The organism is Paraglaciecola sp. IT1134, from assembly GCF_058068185.1.
This window is the reverse complement of record NZ_CM176486.1, coordinates 4,430,024-4,449,772: the sequence shown is the minus strand read 5'-3', so window position 1 is coordinate 4,449,772 and position 19,749 is coordinate 4,430,024. Positions and strand designations below refer to the sequence as shown.

The following is a 19,749-nucleotide window of genomic DNA, read 5'->3' as shown; positions in this document are numbered from 1 at the left end:
ATGTTTTCACTCTTTCTTCTTGAGCAGGTAAAAACTTGCCTTATTGTTGGCAATTATCTATGCCCAATAAAAATACCAATATATCATGGACATAGGAATATAAGCATGAAAACACACACACTGAAATGGAAAAAGAAGCCAATTGTACTTTCTATAATTTTATCTTTGGCGGGCAGCTTAAGCGTTGTGACTGACATCAACGCTCAAGACAAACAAGTTCAAATTAAAATAGCTGAAGTGCCCCTTGATAATGCCTTACAAAGTGTAGCAAAGAAGTTTGGCAAACAGATTGTCTTCTTTTCTAACGTCGCAAATGGTTTGACGGCTACGCCGTTCTCTGGTTCCTATACAGAGGAGGAAGCTTTAGACATGTTGCTTCAAAATACAGAATTACAGTATCGCTATATCAATAGCAAAACCATCGCTATTGAAAAAGCTAATGCGGGAGCAAAACTCGACGAAAAAAAGCAGGTGGAGACTAGCAGTCTCACCGACAATCAAACACAACAAAATGCCAGTAACAAGCGCTCCACTGGAGAAAGTAAAGGTACCATAGAGAACATTACCGTCACAGCTCAACGCCGTACTCAAAACTTACAACAAGTACCGATTTCAGTTTCTGTAATGAAAGATGATTTGTTAGATAGCATTACTACAAATGGAGCTGATATTCGTTTTATGTCAGCACGTATACCTAGTTTGAAGATTGAGTCTTCATTTGGTCGCTCTTTTCCTCGTTTTTACATACGAGGCTTAGGAAACCAAGACTTTGATTTAAACGCATCTCAACCGGTATCCTTGATTTATGATGATGTAGTACAAGAAAGTCCTATATTAAAAGGATTTCCTGTTTTTGATGTAGAAAGTGTAGAAGTCCTAAGAGGTCCTCAAGGAACTTTGTTTGGTCGAAATACACCTGCAGGGCTAGTCAAGTTTACCTCTAAGGGTCCGACGCAAGATTTTGAGGGCTACTTTTCCGCGTCCTATGGTTCGCTTAATACTTTATCGACTCAAGGCGCTCTTAGTGGAGGACTAACTGACACACTTTCTGTTCGTGTTTCTTTGTTAAATCAAACGCGAGATGACTATATCGATACTAAAGCTCCGGGTTTCGAAGAAAAGGATGTTTTGGGGGGCTATGACGATCGTGCGGCTAAAGTTCAAGTTTTGTATGAGCCTAATGATAACTTCTCGGCGCTTTTTAACTATCACACTCGAGATTTAGATGGGACACCAACAGTCTTTCGCGCTAGTGCGATAGCACCGGGAACTAATGACTTTGTAGAAAATTTTGATCGTAATGTTGTGTATCAAGATGCGGCTCAACGTGCAACACAAAGTGTAAAAGTTGACGGTGGAAGTATCAAACTAGAATATTTGGATGCTGACTATATTTATACGTCGGTTACGGGATATGAGTCGGTTGAAATGTTCTCACGCGCAGATGTTGACGGAGGTTATCGAGTCAGTAGTTTTGGCGACCCTTCTGGTTATACAGGGGAGTTAGGTACAGTGCCTTTATTCTCAGTAGAAAGTGCTGATGGGATCCCTGACCATAGTCAATTCACCCAAGAGTTTAGAATTGCCTCTAACGAACTAGGTCGATTTGATTATCAGGCCGGTGCATTCTTTTTCACCGAAGACCTTGATATCGATACTCTACATTATAATGAGGACGGCAGTGTTAAACGTTATTTGAAGCAGAACCAGCAAACAGACGCATGGGCTGTATTTGTTTCAGCTGATTATGATGTTAGCGAAGAGCTTAGTATTACTGGTGGCCTTCGATATTCAAAAGACAAAAAGGAGTATGTTGCTCAACGTATCATATCAACTTCAAGAGATGGTGAGTTTTTTGATCCAATGTATGCCAATACACAAGACTCTGCTATTAGCTGGGATTTGAGTGCAACTTATAAGTACTCAAGTGATACCAATTTGTATAGCCGCGTTGCCAAAGGGTTTAGAGCGCCGAGTATTCAAGGGCGTGTTGTCAGTGGTAATAACCCTCAATTAAGTATTGCTGACTCCGAAACAATACATTCTATAGAAGTTGGAGCCAAATCTGATTTACTAGATGGAGCTGCTAGAGTTAATTTTGATATCTTTTATTTTCAAATGGATGATCAACAATTGACTGCGCAATCTTCTTTTGATGAAGGAGCGGCTAAAGAATTATTGAATATAGATAAAACCGTTGGTTACGGTTTCGAAGTCGAAGCAGAATATGCAATAACTGCAGACTTACTTACTACCTTAGGTGTTAGTTACAATAACACTGAAATTCAAGATGAAAATGCAGCCATTTCAACGTGTGGCTTTTGTACAGTAAGTAATCCAGTCGATGAAAACGGCCTGATTGGCGTGGATGGATTATCTTTACCACGAGCGCCTGAATGGATTGGAAATTTCACAATGCGCTACAGCACGCAAATCGGTGATGGAGATCTTTATTTCTATACCGATTGGTCTTACGCAAGTGAAGTGCAGTTTTCTTTAATTGATGCTGTTGAAATGCAACAGGACCCATATCTAGAAGGTGGTGTTCGCGTCGGCTACCTTTTTGCAATTAATGATTATGATTTTGAAGTTGCTGCTTATGGCCGAAATATAATGGATGAAACAGCGTTAGTTGGCGGTTTAACTATAAATAATCTTGCAGGTATTGTTAACGAAGGACGTGCATGGGGAGCTGATTTTAAAATTAAGTTCTAAATAATCTTATTATCATTACCTCCTCTGTGGTTGTACTGCTCCCGAGCGCTTATTGGAGCAGTACAGCTATATTAATATTTCTTCGATTTAGGTGCTGTAGTATGAAATTAAGTCGCATTTCAAAATTTGTAATTAATATTCTTTTCATTTCTAGTTTTTCCTCTATTTCAAACGCCCAACAAGCGGTCGATATATTGATCACCAATGGGCATGTTTTAACCATGGATGCAGAGCTCACTGAGTATACTAATGGTTTTGTTGCCGTTAAAAATAATAAAATCATCGCAATTGGCTCACAGCTAGAAGCTCAGCAGTTTACTGCATCTAAAGTTCTTGATGTTGAAGGTGACCTAGTGTTGCCGGGCTTTATTAACACCCATACCCATGTTTCTATGTCGTTACTTCGTTCTTTAGGAGATGATGTAGATGATCGGCTTCATGGTTATTTATTTCCGTTAGAGAAAGAATTTGTATCCCGTGAAATGGTCTATTTAGGTGCTGAATTAGGTAATCTGGAAATGTTAAAAGGCGGCGTTACTACGTACGCCGATATGTATTATTTTGAAGATGAAGTAGCCAAGGCGGTAGATCAAATTGGCATGCGCGCTGTATTAGGACAAACGGTGATTAAGTATCCCCAAGCTGATGCTAAAACAGCGATAGAAGGCATAGCCTACGCCGAAATTTTTATTAAAAAATATAAGGACCATCCTCGTATTACCCCTGCTTTTGCTCCCCACGCTCCATATACTAACAGTACTGAAACCCTACAGAAAATTGCAAAATTATCACTAGCCTATGATGTTCCTGTATTAACACATTTAGCAGAATCTAAGAAAGAACAAGAGATTATTGCTAAACGTACCAACGGTTTATCACCCATCGCATACTTGGAAAGCATTGGCGTGCTAAACCAAAATTTAGTCGGTGCTCACGTCATTTTGGCGGATAAGCAAGATATTGCTAAGTTGAAAAAATACCATGTTGGTGTTGCTCATAACATGAGTGCCAATATTAAAGCTGCGAAAGGTGTTGCTCCTATAGTGGAAATGTTAAAACAAGGCGTTGATGTAGGATTAGGGACTGACGGACCAATGTCTGGGAATACGATCAGTTTAATTGATGAGTTTAGCCAAGTAGCAAAAGTACAAAAACTATGGAACAAAGACCGAAGCATTATGCCAGCGGTTGATGTTATTAGAATGGCAACTATGGGCAGTGCTAAAGTTCTTAATCTGGAACATGATATAGGCTCATTAGAAAAAAATAAATTGGCCGATATTATCGTTATTGGAACTAAGTCGGCCAATATGACCCCTATTTATAACCCATACTCTGCAATCGTCTACTCTGCTTATGCAACCGATATTCGCCACAGTATTATAGATGGCAAGTTACTAATGGAAGATCGAAAAGCATTAACTGTTGATGAGGATGATATTATTAAACGTGCACATGCATTCAGTCTCAAGGTGAAGAAGTCGTTAATCAGCCGAGGCCAGCCAATTTTATAGGTAATCAATACAACTTTGTTCGCTTTTGAGCTACCAGCATTTATTTATTGATATTTAAGTGTATTTATAAGCACGCTCTATTCAAAATCCGTTGCAGAAATGCGTGGCGGTTCGAGTCCGCCCACTGATACCATCTCTTTGTTGTCTGCAATTTAGCTCAAAACTTTAAATTGCCTATTAATTTACGAAGCACTCAGCTCGTTACTTTGGTGGTAACGCTGTGAATTTTTGATCATTTATTGCAGCTACTTGAGAACCAAGTGTCGAAATTTAACCTTTGTAACTAATAACTAAATAGTTAATTTTATTGACTATTATATCTGCGCTGGCCATCCTGATTGCTCCCCCCTCTTAATGAGGAATGTATCTTCCTAACTACAATACTGTCATCGTAGGGTGTGACACTTTCGGGTAATCTATCATCTCAACCACTTATTTTAACCGATCGTTCGAATGAATTTTTTTTAAGGTGCTACTGATGACAATAGAACTTATCACCCCGCAACAATGGCACGTCCAGCGCTGGCAAAATGGCGGGGGCATTACCCACGAGATTGCCCGGGAAGATGACGAAAGGGGTATGCGCTGGCGCTTATCCATTGCTGAAGTGGTCACTGACGGCCCCTTTTCCCAGTTTGAGAATATCGATCGTATCATCCTTCTGTTAGATGGCCCAGGTTGTTGCCTATCTGGTGTGGGTGATAAGCCCCAGGTATTAGATCAGCCGCTGCAACCCTTTTGCTTTGCCGGAGAAAGCCCAATTGATTGTAAGCTAATAGCTGGGCCGGTACGAGATTTCAACCTAATGAGCCGAAGAGGTGGGCAGAGCGCCTCTTTGCAGGTCTTGAGCCTGGTTACCGGATCTGAGTCACTGACTTTGTCCTCCCGAACGTTCATCTATGTGGTCAGTGGAAGTGCACAGTTTGCCATTAATGGCTGTAATTATTTGCTTAAAGCACAGCAAACACTATGCCTTAGCCAAGAAAGCGGGGAGCTGCAGATCACCCCTACGGTTCCATGTCAGTTATTAGTTACCAGGCTGGAATAAGCCTCAATTCAATAGATGATCACTCTTGTCTCACGAATAAACCAAACTGCTCTGGTCAACCCAACCGGACACCTTTCGTTGCGATATTTCATATTGTAAGCCGTATTTGGGATTATATGCTCACGAGTGGAGTGAGTTGTTTTTAATATCCACGGGTGTTTTAAACTCGCGAAGAATCGTTATACGTGACACCTTAATGTTTGACGGATTATGGTTTCTCAAAGTCTACAGATACGCCCATATAATTTTTTGAACGCTAAAAGTATACGTTAAATATTTTAACATACCTGACCTCAGTTATTTTTCGGGGGGGGGACCGACGTACCCTGGAAGTACTGCTATCTCACCTACTTGATTGACCAAAAAAGCCTTAAAGTTGGTGCAGTTTTAAACGGCCGTTTTCTTGCTTTGTTTGATACGTATAACTAGGCTATTTGAATTTAATAAGAAGGTTTGCCATGAAATCGTTTTTACATAAATTTTTGTTACTCGCTTTATCACTGGTTTTTACCCCGCTGGCGTACTCTCAATTTGCGATTGAGGGAACAGACGGGGTTACCCTCAACGGTGAACCCTTAGAGACATTCAATCATCCCTGGGCCATGGCATTTTTACCCGATGGCCATTCGTTAGTGTCGGAAAAGGGGGGCGTTTTGTGGTTGTTAAACAAGAGCGGCAAGAAGATGTTTGCCGTAGAGAATACCCCGAGTATCGAGTTGCAAGGCCAAGGTGGGTTAGGGGACGTGATCGTTCATCCTGATTTTGTTAACAATGGGTTGGTGTTTATCTCCTATGTTGAGCGGGATCCCAAGGATGATCGATTCAATGGTGCTGTGGTTGAACGAGCTAAACTGACTATCAATAAAAGAGACGCAAAGCTTTTGAATCGAAAAATCATCTGGAGACAATCGCCAAAAGTAACCGGCAATGGCCATTATGCCCATCGCTTGGCGGTTGCACCCACCGGCCATTTATTTATTACTTCAGGTGAGAGACAGAAATTCAGTCCAGCACAAAATATGGCAATGAATTTAGGCAAAGTCGTGCGCATCAATATTGATGGTTCGATTCCACAGGACAATCCCTTTGGTGAGAATGGTCCTGTCACTAATCAGATTTGGACGTTGGGCCATAGAAATCCACTGGGAATTGACTTCGATGCTCAGGGTAAGCTGTGGGTACATGAAATGGGCCCAAGAGGTGGTGATGAGTTGAATCTTATTGAAAGGGCTAGAAACTATGGTTATCCGAATGTCTCAGAAGGGGAGCATTATTCGGGTGTGAAAATACCCTCGCACGAGAGTATGCCAATTTACAATGCGCCTGTTGTTGCTTGGGTGCCTGCCATCAGCCCTGCCGGTTTCATTATTTACAAAGGTACTAAATTTAAAGAATGGCAGAACCATGGATTCATAGGTGGACTATCATCAAAAGCACTGGTCAGAGTTGAATTTTCTGAGCATGACGAGCAGCCAAAATATCGAGCAAAAGAAGCGGCGAGATATGAATGGGATGTGAGGGTGCGCGAAGTCGAACAAAACCAAGCCGGTGATATTTTTGTATTGGAAGATGGTGAAAATGGTCGCTTGCTCAAATTAGGTCGCTAAAATCTCACTTGTACAAGATTTGCTTTTGATCCGGAGTGTATCTTTTTCGGTCATGTCGAACGTCAGGCGTAGATTTCACAATTAAAATCAGTGATATTAGATTTTACCTTTTCCATCACCTGGTATGATTTAAAGGTGAAATCTTAAATTTATCAGACGCTTACAGCTTTTGATTAACCTATTTATTTGCCTTAGTGTCAATATTTGCTATTCCCCTAGCCAGTGTTACCTTATTCGACCACCAACTGGGCTAAATGTTGGTGGTTTTTTCTTTGTCATCATTACACCTAATGCTGTTATGAAACTGCGCATAACATCTCATTCGGTGGCCAAATTAATTGCGTCACTACAAACGGTTGATCAGGACGTAATAGTGATTATTATTTTGGCACGGCCCGCCGAACAAGTCAGTTGATCAGATTTTGGGTTAACTGTTTGGTAAAATTTTAGTCACCCTCCGTCTATCAGTAAGGCATTTGGGTTCAAAACAACTTTACCAACGCTACTTAGATCACCACTTAATAGAACACTAGTTTGTGATTTAGAAACTATGTCAACTTTGTGAAATTTTATCTCGCCGTTAGTTACACCCATAACTGCGTCTTGGCCATTATGGTAACTAAGTGCTGAAAGTGGTGCTTTGAAGACCCTATTTTCATTTGCGCCTGAAGATGTCTTTACAACGACTGTACCTCGCAAACCAGCAGGTAAGTTATAGTTACGATTATCAATTTCGGCTTCTACTAACATGGTACCTGATTGGCCATCAACCGTCTGAGATAAACGGCTGATACGTCCTTTAACAGTAAGGTTTTGGTAACCCGAAAAATTGGCTGTTACCTCATCGCCAGTAGCAATATATCTGATTTCATTTTGTGGAATGTGAATGTTAAGACGCAATCGTATCGTATTTGCAATTTCGAAGAGATAACGGGCCTGCTGGGAATTATCTGCATTTACAAGATCGCCGACCTCGAGTCCCCTTGCTACTATATAGCCGTCAAATGGTGCCCGGATCTCAAGGAATGACTGACGTGAGCGATTTTCTTCCAATTCTGCCCGTAAACCAGCAATTCTGGCTTTTGCTTGAGTCTCTAAAATACGCAGTCGATCTCGCTCTGATCCACTGACCAAATTATCAGCTACTAATTGCTGAGCCCGTTGGTAATTCAATTGATTCAGATCGAGCTCAGCCTCTGCTTCGTCAATATCAGCCAGAATTTTTTTCTCCTGCGCCTTAATTTGCGGATCATCGATTGTTGCCAATAAATCATTGTTTTTTACCTTATCCCCTATATCGACATAACGTGCTTTGATAAATCCGGAGATACGGGAGAATAATTTGGCTGTTTGCAATGGTTGAGACAACATAGGAAGAGTCATTAATCGCCCATTGTCAGCGATTTCTAATTCTGCGGTTTGCAGTTGGCCATTTAAAGGTTGTCGGGTTGAAATACTGGTTTTCTGATATGCTTGCTGAGGCTTAGCCACAGATAGCATAGTGACAAACGACAAACCCACACAACAACAAATCCAATGTGCTTGCATTTTATGATTCAAACTAAACAAGTGTATTTTCCTCAGAGTCATTGAAAAGAGATTTATTACGCAAACTAAGTATTAGCGGAACCAGCGTCAGAGTAGCGGGAGTCCCTAACAGTAGGCCACCAATAACTGCTCTGGCTAATGGGGCATTTTGCTCAGAACCTTCCCCCAATGCCATCGCCATAGGTATCATTCCCATGAGCATGGCTGTTGCAGTCATTAGTACTGGTTTAAAACGAGTTTGAATGGCACTTAGCGCCGCAACCCTGGCAGGTTTATTCAACAGCATTTCGTTTCTTGCAAAACTTACCACAAGCACACTGTTTGCCGTGGTAACGCCCATGACCATAATCATGCCCATAAATGCAGACACACTAAGTGGAGTTTGCGACACAAAAAGGGCAAGAAGTGCACCAGTTATAGCAAGTGGCATAGCACTAAGTGCGACCAATGGAAGTCCCCAGGATTGAAAGTTGATGGTCATGAGTAAATAAACAAGCAGCGCTGCCATGATCATTCCCATAGCGAGGTTTTCATATGCATCCAACATATCTTTTGCCTGACCATCAATAAAGATAGTGTTCCCAGGCTTTAACTTGTTGCTGAATTGTTCACTCAGTGTGGCTATGTCATCATATACACCGCCCAAATCTCGGTGATCTACTCCAACTAAAATACTCACCACAGGCGCAAGCATTCGTCGGTCAATTGTAGCGGGTCGGGTACGTTCTTTTACGGTTACTACATTGCGTAATAACACATTTTCATTGCCATTGATGGCAGATTTAACCGGGATATTCAAAAGTGAATTCAATGAATCCATTCGATGAGGAGGGACCTGTGCGGCAACGATATAGCTGATACCGTCACTTCCCCAACTATTCGGGAAATACGTTGCGCTGGAACTTAAACTTACCAACAGAGCCTGACTAATATCAGTAATACTCACACCTAGTTGAGCAGCGCGAATGCGATCTACGGTGATGTACAAATCTGGCCATGCCATAATTTGGCCAATCATGACATCTACCGCGCCGTTAACGGACTCAAGTTCTTTCATCAGTTTTTTGGCAACCTGGGTATTTCCCTTCAGATCTCTACCCGTAATATTAATTTCAATCGCTGAATCTGCCGTGCCGTTTAGCGTTTGAGATATAATATCTGCAGGTCGGAACAATACGTCATAGCTTGGGTATAGCGTTTTAAGCTGCTGCCTGATTTCACGAATGTAGCCATCGGTAGGAGAATGGCCTGGTTTCAATTGAATGAGCAATTCGCCTTCGGAAGAAGCGCTGATCATTGTGCTTATCCAAGTACGATTAATGGGATCTGGTGGTCCGATATTTTCAACGATCGTCTGGATTTCATCCGTTGGAATTATTTGCCGAATCAATCGCTGCACATTAGCGAACTGTATGGCAGTCTCTTGTAGTCGACTGCCATTTTCTACTCGTAGGTGCAGTCGAATACCGCCCGCATCGGATTTGGGGAAATAATCTTTGCCTAAGGTAGAAATTGTACTGACGACAACAATAGCCACAAGCACAAAGATAATGGCAATCATACTGCGTCGGTAACGTAAACCTATGAGCTTTTGTATATTGGCAGTATGTATGCCAATAATATGTTCAAGTTTTTGTTCCAATCGAAGGTGAACTCGCTGAAATGCTGAGGTGTGGGATGCTCGATGAATACGTTCTGTGGGCAACAACATAAAGGCAAGTGTGGGTACCAGCGTTCGCGACAGGATGAAAGAGGCGAGCATTGATAGCAACACCGCTAGTGCCAGAGGTTCAAATACAAACGAACTTGCACCACCTAGTAAAAAGATAGGTATGAGCACGATACAAATACTCAATGTAGATACGAGCTCAGGAAATACCACCTGACTGGCACTGTCTATTACCGCTTTTCTGACAGACTTACCAGAGTCAATATTTCGATTAATATTCTCAATTTCTACCAGAGCGTTATCGACCAGGATGCCAATCGCTAACCCTAGGCCCCCGAGTGTCATTAGGTTAAGTGTATAGCCCAGTGCAATCAGCCCGGTCAGTGAAGCTAACAATGCCAGCGGAATAGAGATTAGAACAATGACGGTACTTCGCACACTCCCAAGGAACAATAGCACTACAGCTGCAACCAGACCTGCCACCAACAAGGCTTCTATTAGAACAGCGTCTCGAGACGCTATTACAAATCTAGACTGGTCAAAAATGGGTATGATACTGAGGCCCTGGGGCGCATCTTCTCGAATTTGCGGCAACCGCTGCTGGATTTCATCTATGATGTCAACGGTTGATGCCTGGCCAAGTTTAAGTACCGATACGATCACACCGGCCTGGCCGTCTACTCGCGCCATACTCGTGGCAACGGCACCGCCATCCCGGATCTCCGCTACATCTCTCAATAGGATCAAACCGCCTTCAGTATTTTTAACGGGAATGGATTCAAACGCGACAACATCCTCAGGGCTGGCATTTGTCGAGACAGTGAGTTCTAGTTTCCCTTCGCGTAAAATCCCTGAAGGCAAGGTTACATTTTGCTGATAGATGGCGTCAGCCACATCCCGAGCGGTCAGGCCATGGGATTGCAACCGGTTCGGATCGATATCAATCATTAACTGTCTGGGTGCGCCTCCAAACGGTAAACTCAGTCGTAACCCGGGTATAGATTGTATTTTTCGCCTGAGTGTCAAGCGCGCATAATCATACAATTGTGATTGAGTCATACTATCGGACGATATTGCTAACTGCAGGATCGGTACACTGGACGTGGTGTAATTCACTACCAGTGGAGGTGTCATTCCCGCTGGCAGCCGTTTTAATATGGTTTGCGAAACGCCAGTTATCTGAGTCAATGCGACTTCACGTTTGACGTCAGGATGAAATTCAACGCGGATCAAGGAATAGCCATTGCCATTTTCTGAGGTTACCTGCTTAACATCATCTACGTTATTCATGATCGCGATTTCACTGAACGATGAGACTTTCGCCGCCATGTCTCCAGCACTGAGCCCAGGATAAGTCCACATGACATTGACGTAAGGTATGTCTATTGCCGGCAAGATATCGGTAGACATCTGTTGCATAGCCCGCCCGCCAACTAACAATAACAACAGAACCAAAGCGCCAATTGTGTAACGCTGACGTAAAGCAAATTTAACTATCCACACAGATTTCACACCTTATTTAAATGGCGACTTGGGACAAACGCTATGTCCGCCAACTTGTATTGGTTACTTCGTTTATCGAAATTGAACAGTATGAAACCTGGATTAAGATCAGATTAAGGTTTTGAAATTGAATTCAGGCATTTATATATAACGGGATGTTAATTTTCGTTGACTGGCCCGAAGATTTGGTTCAGTACTGGTTCGGGAGGCAGGCCCATTTGTTTTTTTACAGCCCCGGCGGCGTCGTGATAAAAAGTGGCGGGTGTCGCGCTTACACCTAATGCCATCATGGTTTGGTAATTTATCATCAACTTATTACGTACCTCGAAAGAGGGATTTTGCAAAGGTTTAAGTTCAGGGAACAAGTTTCCTGCTTCGTGTTTGCCCAAGATTTCTGCTGGATTGTCGGCGGCAAGGATCGCTGCTGCCTTCCCTTGACTGTCTGCTTTTAGAATACCGACGAGAATATGGCGGATCTGAACTTGACCAGAAGCGATCCAGGGCCGGGCACTTTGCCAGAACTTTTTGCAATATGGACAATTAGGATCGGTAAATGTGTAAATTACCCGCTTTGCCGTTGGCGAACCATCCACAATCCAATTACTCGACTCCAGGCGTTTCCAGTCTTTCTTACTTTTCGGCCCGCTTATGTATGCCTGCACCGCGTGTTCACCTAAATCATTGCCCTTTGCATCGAGCATGGTACCGGCGAATAAGTATTTATCATCCGATGTCACGTAGAGGGTAACCACATCGCCCCGAAAGTCGGCAATATAGCCTTTCATACCGGCCGGGGCATCGAACTGGTCGACGATTTCCCCGCCTTGTTGTGCCAGCAACTTAAGTGGCTCAGGTAGTTCGTTTTCCGTTCCGGCCGCCCATGGTGCAAAAAGTAAAATAATAACTAACGCGATATATTTCATGGTTTTTCCTTATTCTGAATGTCATTTTCGTCGAGTATTTGCAAATAATGTGTAAGGCTGGCGTGCGTTAACTCACCCATGTGGCTGGCGACCAGTTTTCCCGAGGCGTCGAAAAATAGCGTTGTGGGCAAACCTGCAGCGCCAGACGCACGGCTTAATTGGCTTGCCGGGTCATAGAAAACGTTCTCTATGTTTACGCCTTGTGATCTAAGAAAACGTTGTGCGGTCGAGGCATCCTCCCCCTGATTTATAAACAGAAACGTCACTGATGAATGTTGCTTCTGCGCGGCCTCCAGAACTGGCATTTCCTTACGGCAAGGCGGACACCAAGAAGCCCAGTAATTGATTACCAGGGGCTTTCCTTCGAAGGTTTGCAGACTGACTTGCTCGCCACTGCTATCGTGAACCGGGATTTGTGGGATACTGACTTCAGAACTATAGAAGCGCGCGGCGAAATTTAAAGGTATGATCACACATAAAGTAGCAATGCTGGCTCGCAGATAGACTCGGGTAATGGTGCGCCTGCCACGGGACGAGGCCATTAGAACAAAAATACTCGCGATCCAACCATAGAAGGGGATGAAACCGCCATCTCGAATATTTAAAATCTGCCACCAATTTTCTTGGTACACCGACCACACAGTAAGGACGAATGCTATCCGGGCCACTATAAGCCCGACCACTATCGCTCTGAAAATCCCATCTATAGCAAGCGCATTATCAGCGTTTTTTCGCGTAAGCCAGTGTGTTAGAACCCAGAACACAATAATGCCGATGATAGTAGTGAGCAATAACACCGACACCGCAATAGGGCCGATTGATATACTTAACATAGGTTATTTTTTATCTTCTTTTTGCAATTAACTACCTCAGGTTGAAGGAGTCAGATTAAGTGAATATGAAGAAGTGGCACTTGTTTTTTTTAGGCGCTAGTCAGTGGCCTTTTAATGCTTGTTCATTGTGAGTATGCCAAGGTATCCTTCGGCCAAAGTGAAATGTTTCATAAAGAGTACAGGCTATGCATATTTTGTTAGTTGAAGACGATGATGTTATTGCCGATGCAATCGTGACTTACTTAACGACTGAGGGGATGGCCGTTGATCACGTCAGTTCAATAAATGCGGCAGAAACTTTTGTTCAAACCAGTCATTTTGACTTGTGTATACTTGACCTCAACCTACCAGATGGAGACGGGATGCAGTGGCTAATCTGGCTGCGTCGGCAACGACACTCTTTACCTGTGTTAATCCTTACGGCCAGAGACGGAATCGATGACAAAGTTGCAGGCCTGAAAAAAGGTGCTGATGACTACCTTCTAAAACCTTTTGATCTTCGAGAACTGCTAGCCAGACTGATAAGTTTACAGCGCCGCGCGACCAACCGGCTGACAAACTCCATTAATCACGGGCAGCTTAATTACGATGTTGAAAAACGCAGCGCGGTACTTAACGGTGTGCAGGTTTCGTTATCCCGCAGTGAGGATTTGCTACTAGCGACATTCTTAAATAATCCGCAGCGTATTCTCACCGAAAGCCAACTTAAAGACGTGTTATATGGTGTCTCGGACGATGTGGCAAGCAATGCTCTAAATGTGCATATCTATAATTTGCGTAAAAAATTGGGTACTAAAGCGATTGAAACTGTACGGGGTTTTGGTTTCAGGTTAGGTAAGGTCGAAACCGCCTCATCATGAGTTTACGTTTACGTCTCACCTTATTAATCGCATCGGTTTTCCTCGGCTTCTGGTTAGTATCAAGTATATGGTTGATTACTGGTCTGCGCAGCGAGTTGGAGATAGCGTTAGATCAGCGTCTGCAGTCTACCGCCACTATGCTGAGTAATATTCTAGCTACTGTACCGGAGACCGCGTTGGGGAAAACCATTCCTTCGATTATGCAAGCGAATGAACTGGGAAATGCAAAAGGCTTATCCTGCCAGATTAGCTCGTTGCACGGAACAGTCATCGCCAGCAGTAATATAAACGGCCCGCCCATAGATGCAAATCTAAGCGAAGGCTTCGCTTTTTTAAGTTCAGAAAAATCACAGTGGCGCACTTATGCGCTCAGAACGGATAAATTTGTTATCACTATCGCAGATAAAATCAGTGAACGAGAATCGCTCCACAATAATCTTTTAAAAAGTACACTTATCCCTCCGGCCATCGCGCTTCTCGCGGCTCTAGCTTTACTTTGGATAGCGGTCGGAAGGGGGCTGTTACCAATAAGAAATCTCGCGTCGGCGCTGGAACAACGGGGAAGTGACGACCTGTCGCCGGTGTACCTGGAGAAACCTTTCCAAGAACTACAACCGCTGGTAGTGAGTCAAAATGCCTTAATGGCCCGTTTATCTGAGGGAATGAAACGAGAACAGCAGTTTACTAATAACGCAGCTCATGAGCTCAGAACTCCGCTGACAGGCATTTTATCTCAAATTCAGTTGGCAGAAATATCGGCAGGCGCAGGACGGGAAAAAGCACTCGCTCAAACGAAAAAAAGTGCATACCGTTTATATTCAATCTTAGAGAATTTACTTGCTTTGGCTCGAGTGGAATCTGAGATAGCGCTGACCTCCGTGGCTCCGTGGTCACTAGAATCGATTGTCAAAAATATCGGGCGAGAAGCAACCCCAGAAACGGAGCGGATCAGTTATACGGTAAACGAGGATAAAGAAATTACGTTTATTGCCATACCGCTAATAGCGATAGTGTGTCGAAACTTGCTTGAGAACGCTCTGAAATACAGCGAACCCGATACGCTTGTCATATTGCAGGCTCAATCCTGCGCCGAGGGGATTAAAATTGAAGTCAGAAATTCAGGCAATGTTTGCCCTTCGGATATTCCATTGATGGCCTCCCGGTTCTGGCGTAAAGGTGAAACGAAGGGAGCAGGATTAGGCTTATCCATCGTTAATGCGATCGCAACCAAATATAACGGTTCACTTGTATTGGAGAACGAGGGATCTAATTTTCTCGTCACGTTTGCTATCCCAATTCGCTTTCACTGAATTTCAATTAATATATTGCCCCTCATCAAGAATTAGTCATTAGCGATAGTGAGGCGGTGTTTGATTTTATTTGCTGTGGCAGTATAGTCCGGAGGGAATATCAAATTTAGAGTAAACACGCCCCTGATGATGAACACCCCATAATAGAATTACAGTTCAGGCATCCATGTTTGGCCGCTATTCGGGTTTCCATTTACTCACCCTTTGGGCCTTCGTTGTACCTGCGATGTTCAAATTTTTTCCCGAAAGATTTGTCAACTGGGCGCTGCTGCGCAGCGAAAGAAACCAGTTTCACCCGCTGGTACCATTTCTTAATTGAGACATAAAACAACCGACCCTGAGTCGGTTGTTTTATGTTTGGGATAAAGTGGTTTGTGGTTGAGCAGGCGTATTTGGATTACGCGTATACCCAAGGTAACGCCTCAGCGAAATGACCTGGATTTAAAATAGAAGTACACCACTTTACAAACCTGAATGTTATGTAAATGCACCTCTAACCTGAATCTGGCCGTCCGGTTTTTAAGTAAATTGGCTTGGGTGAAGTACATTTGGCCTATTACGGGTATTTATCTTAGTAACACCATCGTTGTTTTCTACTTCTCTGATACGTTTATTAATCAACTGCCTAAACGCAGTAAGCTAGAGCCTTAGCACTATTTTACGCTCACTTCATATACAATTGCTTTTGAAAACTCAAGCGTTCGACTGAGGGATCCTCGACACGTATGAGTTCGGCTTCTAATCGATTTGCCATGCGTAACGCGACGTCGCGATATTCAGGGTCCATAGCTAAATTATTTATTTCCAGCGGGTCGTTTTTAAGATCATACAATTCATCGGTATCATCACTTGGATACCAAACAAATTTAAAATCTTTATCCCTAATGGCCCTGACACCAAACCATGCACCGTTGTACCATTCGTATGCATACAGCGAAAAGTCTTGCTCGTCTGTGACGGCTGAGTCTCCTTGCTCCATCAATGGTATTAATGAATGACCATCTACGTCACCATCTTGTGGCAGCGACATCCATTTAGCCAAAGTTGGCGCAACGTCAATTAGCGAAACATGACGATTAATCACCCGTGGTTTTACATTGGGATTTTTGATCAACAAAGGTATGCGCATTAATTCGTCGTAAGCATAGGGGCCTTTGTCATACAAATTGTGCTCGCCGATCATGCTGCCCTGATCACCAACGAATACAATATGTAAGTCATCATACATACCCACTTCTTTGGCAGTGTTAATAATTTCGCCCACAGCATGGTCAACCATTGCCATTGCGCCGTAATAGTAGGCTCTTGATTTACGCCAATCAGACTCAGACATGTGGCTAACGTCGTGCCATGGCCACCAAATTCCGTCTTGCGCCATGGGTTTGTTCACGCGTTCGGCTTTAAAATTTCCCGGCATCTTAATCTTTTCAGGATCAAACATACTGGCATAAGGCTCAGGTACACGATAAGCGGGGTGGGGCTGATTAAAACTGATTATGCCAAAAAACGGCCGATCGTCTTTAGCTGCTTCGCGAAGCATTTTTTGTCCGTCACGCACTTTTTCTGCTGCGTGTGTATCCTCGTAAGTACCTTCAAGGGTTTGGTAGTATTGATGCTTTTCATTGTTACTATCCAATCCACCCGCGTGATAGTGGTCGATGCCTTGCTGACGATCACGAGGGACACGTGGTTTCAGTTTCTGCGGAACGGTTTCAGATTTACCGGTGACAAATTCTGCTCCTCGCAAGCTTGGACCTTTGGCTCCAATATGCCATTTCCCAACATAACCGACCATATAACCTGAATCAGCGGCGCGTTTAATTAACCCACCTTCATTCAACGACAAGCTTTCGACTCTGGAATGATAAAGTTCGACGTTGTCATCTAAACCTGTTTTGTGTCCCCAACGGCCGGTAAAAAAAGCCGCACGTGAAGGCGAGCATAAACCGGTAGTAGACATGGCATAATCGAATCGTGATGACTGGCTGGCTAATTCGTCAATATTTGGTGTATTCACCGGTCCGCCTCGATACGAAAACGTGTCGAAGCGCATGTCGTCAAACATTAGAATAAGCACATTTGGTTTCTTAGCGTTTTCTTTCGTTGGCGCGTTAGCTACTGATGACTCACTTGAAGAACAAGCGACCAGCGTGAGCATTCCCAGCGCGATGAATAAAGGTTTAACTGATTTTGAAAGTTTCATTTTATTTTTAACTCTATTGTTGTTAGGCAATTAAAGATCTAATCGTGTCACATCAACAAAATACGGGCCTACAGGCAATCTGTCATCTTTAATGTAAGCATGAAAATTACCTTCACCAGCCGGTAGCTTAACGTTATTAAACGTCACTTTCTTTTGCCCCTGACTCAGATTTTTCGACAAATACACTTCACCATATTTTAGATAAGCTACAGCGTCTTCTGATACTTCTGGTAGATCGTAAGTTACCGTGTAGCGGCCTTTTTCAGTGCGTACTTGCCAATAACCCAGTAGATTGTCTTCAATAACTCTGGGGCCACCGTAGTCAAAGCGGGAGATAACCCGTGGGCCGCCCCAATCAAAACGAGAAAGGTTAACTACTGGTTGTGCAGGGTTGCCCAATGAAATTCGTTCTATACCAGCAGCTGCGCGTTCTTCGGTGACTTCATCAAACCAGTTTTCATAACGGAGAAGCATTGCATCGACTATTTCAGGATGGTCTTTTGCAATATTGATACGTTCACTGGGATCTTTTTGTACATCAAATAATTCAAGGTTCTTAAGCACGTTTTCAAGTACCCAATCGGTTGGTTGATGAACAATGCCGTGAGGAAAAGGATGGGGACTAACCAGTTTATATTTTGGCGTTCTCAGGGTGAAGTGCATGTATTTAAAAGGCGTTGGGCCATAATGAAGTTGCACAAAATAGTCTCGTTCCTTGAGTCCTTTAGTTTCATTTTTGGTCCAAAGTGGTAAAAGCGATTGACCATCAATATGGATGTTTTTTGGAGGTTGTACGTTGGCCGCATCAAGCAGAGTAGGGAACAGATCCATGATTACGCCCATTTCTGTTGATTGCTTTTGAGGCGCAATTTTGCCTGGCCATTTTACAAAGAAAGGAACCCGTATACCGGCGTCGTAAACACTGGTTTTTGTGCCTCTTAGATTCGCGACCCAGCGACCAGGGTAAGAATCATTTTTCGTGCGACGATGACGAGGGCCATTGTCAGACATGAAGATAACAATGGTGTTTTCTTCTAGACCCAATGCTTTGAGCTTGTCCAAAACACGACCGACATTATAGTCGATACTGGAAATCATTCCGTAAACGAGTGCGTTATCTTCGTGCAGCCCCATTTTGCGAAACGGCTCAGCCAGTTTGTCTGGTACTTGCAAAGGTAAGTGCGGAAGATTAGTAGCTAAATAAGCTAAGAAAGGTTTATCACTTTTTTGCTCAATAAAATCCATTGCTGCATCAGTAAAAATATCGTCGCTATAGCCTTTGTAATTTTCGGAAACATTATTGTGTTCCAATACTGGATCAAAATAGGTATTACCAGCAGGCCCTGCAGCTTGGCCAATACCACCGCCTTTATGAACCAAGGCTTCCTGAAAACCTTGATCTGTTGGTCGCATGGGATGGTTGTCGCCTAAATGCCATTTACCAAAAATACCTGTTCTGTAACCCGCTGCGCTTAATACTTCAGCTATCGTCGTTTCTGATCCGCGCATCAAGTGATCGACCTGAGTAACTGCGGTTACACCCGTGCGATAAGGATAACGCCCTGTCATTAAACCTGCTCGTGTCGCTGAACAATTTGGATAAGTCATTAAGTGGGTCATTTCTAATCCGTCTGCCGCGATCCGTTCAATATTGGGCGTTTTCAAATACGGATTGTTGTGCATACCGATATCACCATATCCCTGATCATCGGTCATCATAATGACAATATTGGGACGATCTTTTGCGTGTGCGTTGGTAACTATAAAGATCAACGTTGCCAAGAGTAGTTTCCAAGCAGTCAAACTAGTGCAAATTGGTTTCATAACTTTTGCTCGTTTATGTTAGCTAAAGATTAATTACATGTTTCAAGATTGCTTATTACAACAGCATTTAAACGTCATACCAATGCAAAAGTAACCTGTTTGAAAGATTACACATAATTTATATGGAATTCCACACAAAACATGTTTATTCTACGTAAAGCTTGTTAAATAACTGATTAAATTGTGAGTTAA

12 protein-coding genes are annotated in these 19,749 nt (G+C 43.1%); 6 read left to right on the top strand and 6 right to left on the bottom strand.

The window, feature by feature from the left end:
- Positions 1-105: 105 nt before the first annotated feature.
- From AC3RV5_RS19370 to AC3RV5_RS19355, 4 genes are all read left to right on the top strand, one after another.
- The gene (locus tag AC3RV5_RS19370; protein ID WP_489729211.1) at positions 106-2,715 is read left to right on the top strand and encodes a TonB-dependent receptor; all 2,610 of its coding nucleotides are present in this window, start codon (positions 106-108) and stop codon (positions 2,713-2,715) included.
- Between the two features lie 101 nt (positions 2,716-2,816).
- The gene (locus AC3RV5_RS19365) at positions 2,817-4,229 is read left to right on the top strand and encodes an amidohydrolase (protein ID WP_489729210.1); all 1,413 of its coding nucleotides are present in this window, start codon (positions 2,817-2,819) and stop codon (positions 4,227-4,229) included.
- Positions 4,230-4,707: 478 nt separating this feature from the next.
- Positions 4,708-5,277, top strand: a complete 570-nt coding sequence (locus AC3RV5_RS19360; protein WP_489729209.1) for a HutD/Ves family protein — start codon at positions 4,708-4,710, stop codon at positions 5,275-5,277.
- Between the two features lie 458 nt (positions 5,278-5,735).
- Positions 5,736-6,884, top strand: a complete 1,149-nt coding sequence (locus AC3RV5_RS19355) for a PQQ-dependent sugar dehydrogenase (protein ID WP_489729208.1) — start codon at positions 5,736-5,738, stop codon at positions 6,882-6,884.
- 450 nt (positions 6,885-7,334) lie between these two features.
- Here the strand turns inward: AC3RV5_RS19355 and AC3RV5_RS19350 are convergent, their stop codons facing one another.
- The 4 genes from AC3RV5_RS19350 to AC3RV5_RS19335 form a co-directional block, all read right to left on the bottom strand.
- Positions 7,335-8,453, bottom strand: coding sequence for an efflux RND transporter periplasmic adaptor subunit (locus AC3RV5_RS19350; protein ID WP_489729207.1), 1,119 nt, complete (start codon positions 8,451-8,453; stop codon positions 7,335-7,337).
- Positions 8,446-11,604 (bottom strand): efflux RND transporter permease subunit, encoded by a 3,159-nt coding sequence (locus AC3RV5_RS19345; protein WP_489729206.1) that lies wholly within the window; start codon positions 11,602-11,604, stop codon positions 8,446-8,448. Before AC3RV5_RS19345 ends, AC3RV5_RS19350 begins: the two co-directional genes overlap by 8 nt.
- 158 nt (positions 11,605-11,762) lie before the next feature.
- Positions 11,763-12,527: a thiol:disulfide interchange protein DsbG gene (gene dsbG, locus AC3RV5_RS19340; RefSeq protein WP_489729205.1), complete on the bottom strand. Its 765-nt coding sequence runs from the start codon at positions 12,525-12,527 to the stop codon at positions 11,763-11,765.
- Positions 12,524-13,360: a TlpA family protein disulfide reductase gene (locus AC3RV5_RS19335; RefSeq protein ID WP_489729204.1), complete on the bottom strand. Its 837-nt coding sequence runs from the start codon at positions 13,358-13,360 to the stop codon at positions 12,524-12,526. The genes dsbG and AC3RV5_RS19335 overlap by 4 nt, the downstream gene beginning before the upstream one ends.
- Positions 13,361-13,545: 185 nt before the next feature.
- On the opposite strand from AC3RV5_RS19335, the gene AC3RV5_RS19330 reads away from it, so the two are divergent.
- Positions 13,546-14,220, top strand: coding sequence for a response regulator (locus AC3RV5_RS19330; RefSeq protein WP_489729203.1), 675 nt, complete (start codon positions 13,546-13,548; stop codon positions 14,218-14,220).
- A complete protein-coding gene (locus AC3RV5_RS19325; protein ID WP_489729202.1) occupies positions 14,217-15,530 on the top strand; it encodes an ATP-binding protein in 1,314 nt (437 codons plus the stop codon). The genes AC3RV5_RS19330 and AC3RV5_RS19325 overlap by 4 nt, the downstream gene beginning before the upstream one ends.
- Before the next feature lie 664 nt (positions 15,531-16,194).
- Here AC3RV5_RS19325 and AC3RV5_RS19320 read toward each other — a convergent pair.
- On the bottom strand, positions 16,195-17,733 hold the full coding sequence (locus AC3RV5_RS19320) for a sulfatase-like hydrolase/transferase (RefSeq protein ID WP_489729201.1): 1,539 nt from the start codon (positions 17,731-17,733) through the stop codon (positions 16,195-16,197).
- A 30-nt stretch (positions 17,734-17,763) separates the two neighbouring features.
- Positions 17,764-19,515, bottom strand: a complete 1,752-nt coding sequence (locus AC3RV5_RS19315; RefSeq protein ID WP_489729200.1) for an arylsulfatase — start codon at positions 19,513-19,515, stop codon at positions 17,764-17,766.
- Positions 19,516-19,749 lie beyond the last annotated feature (234 nt).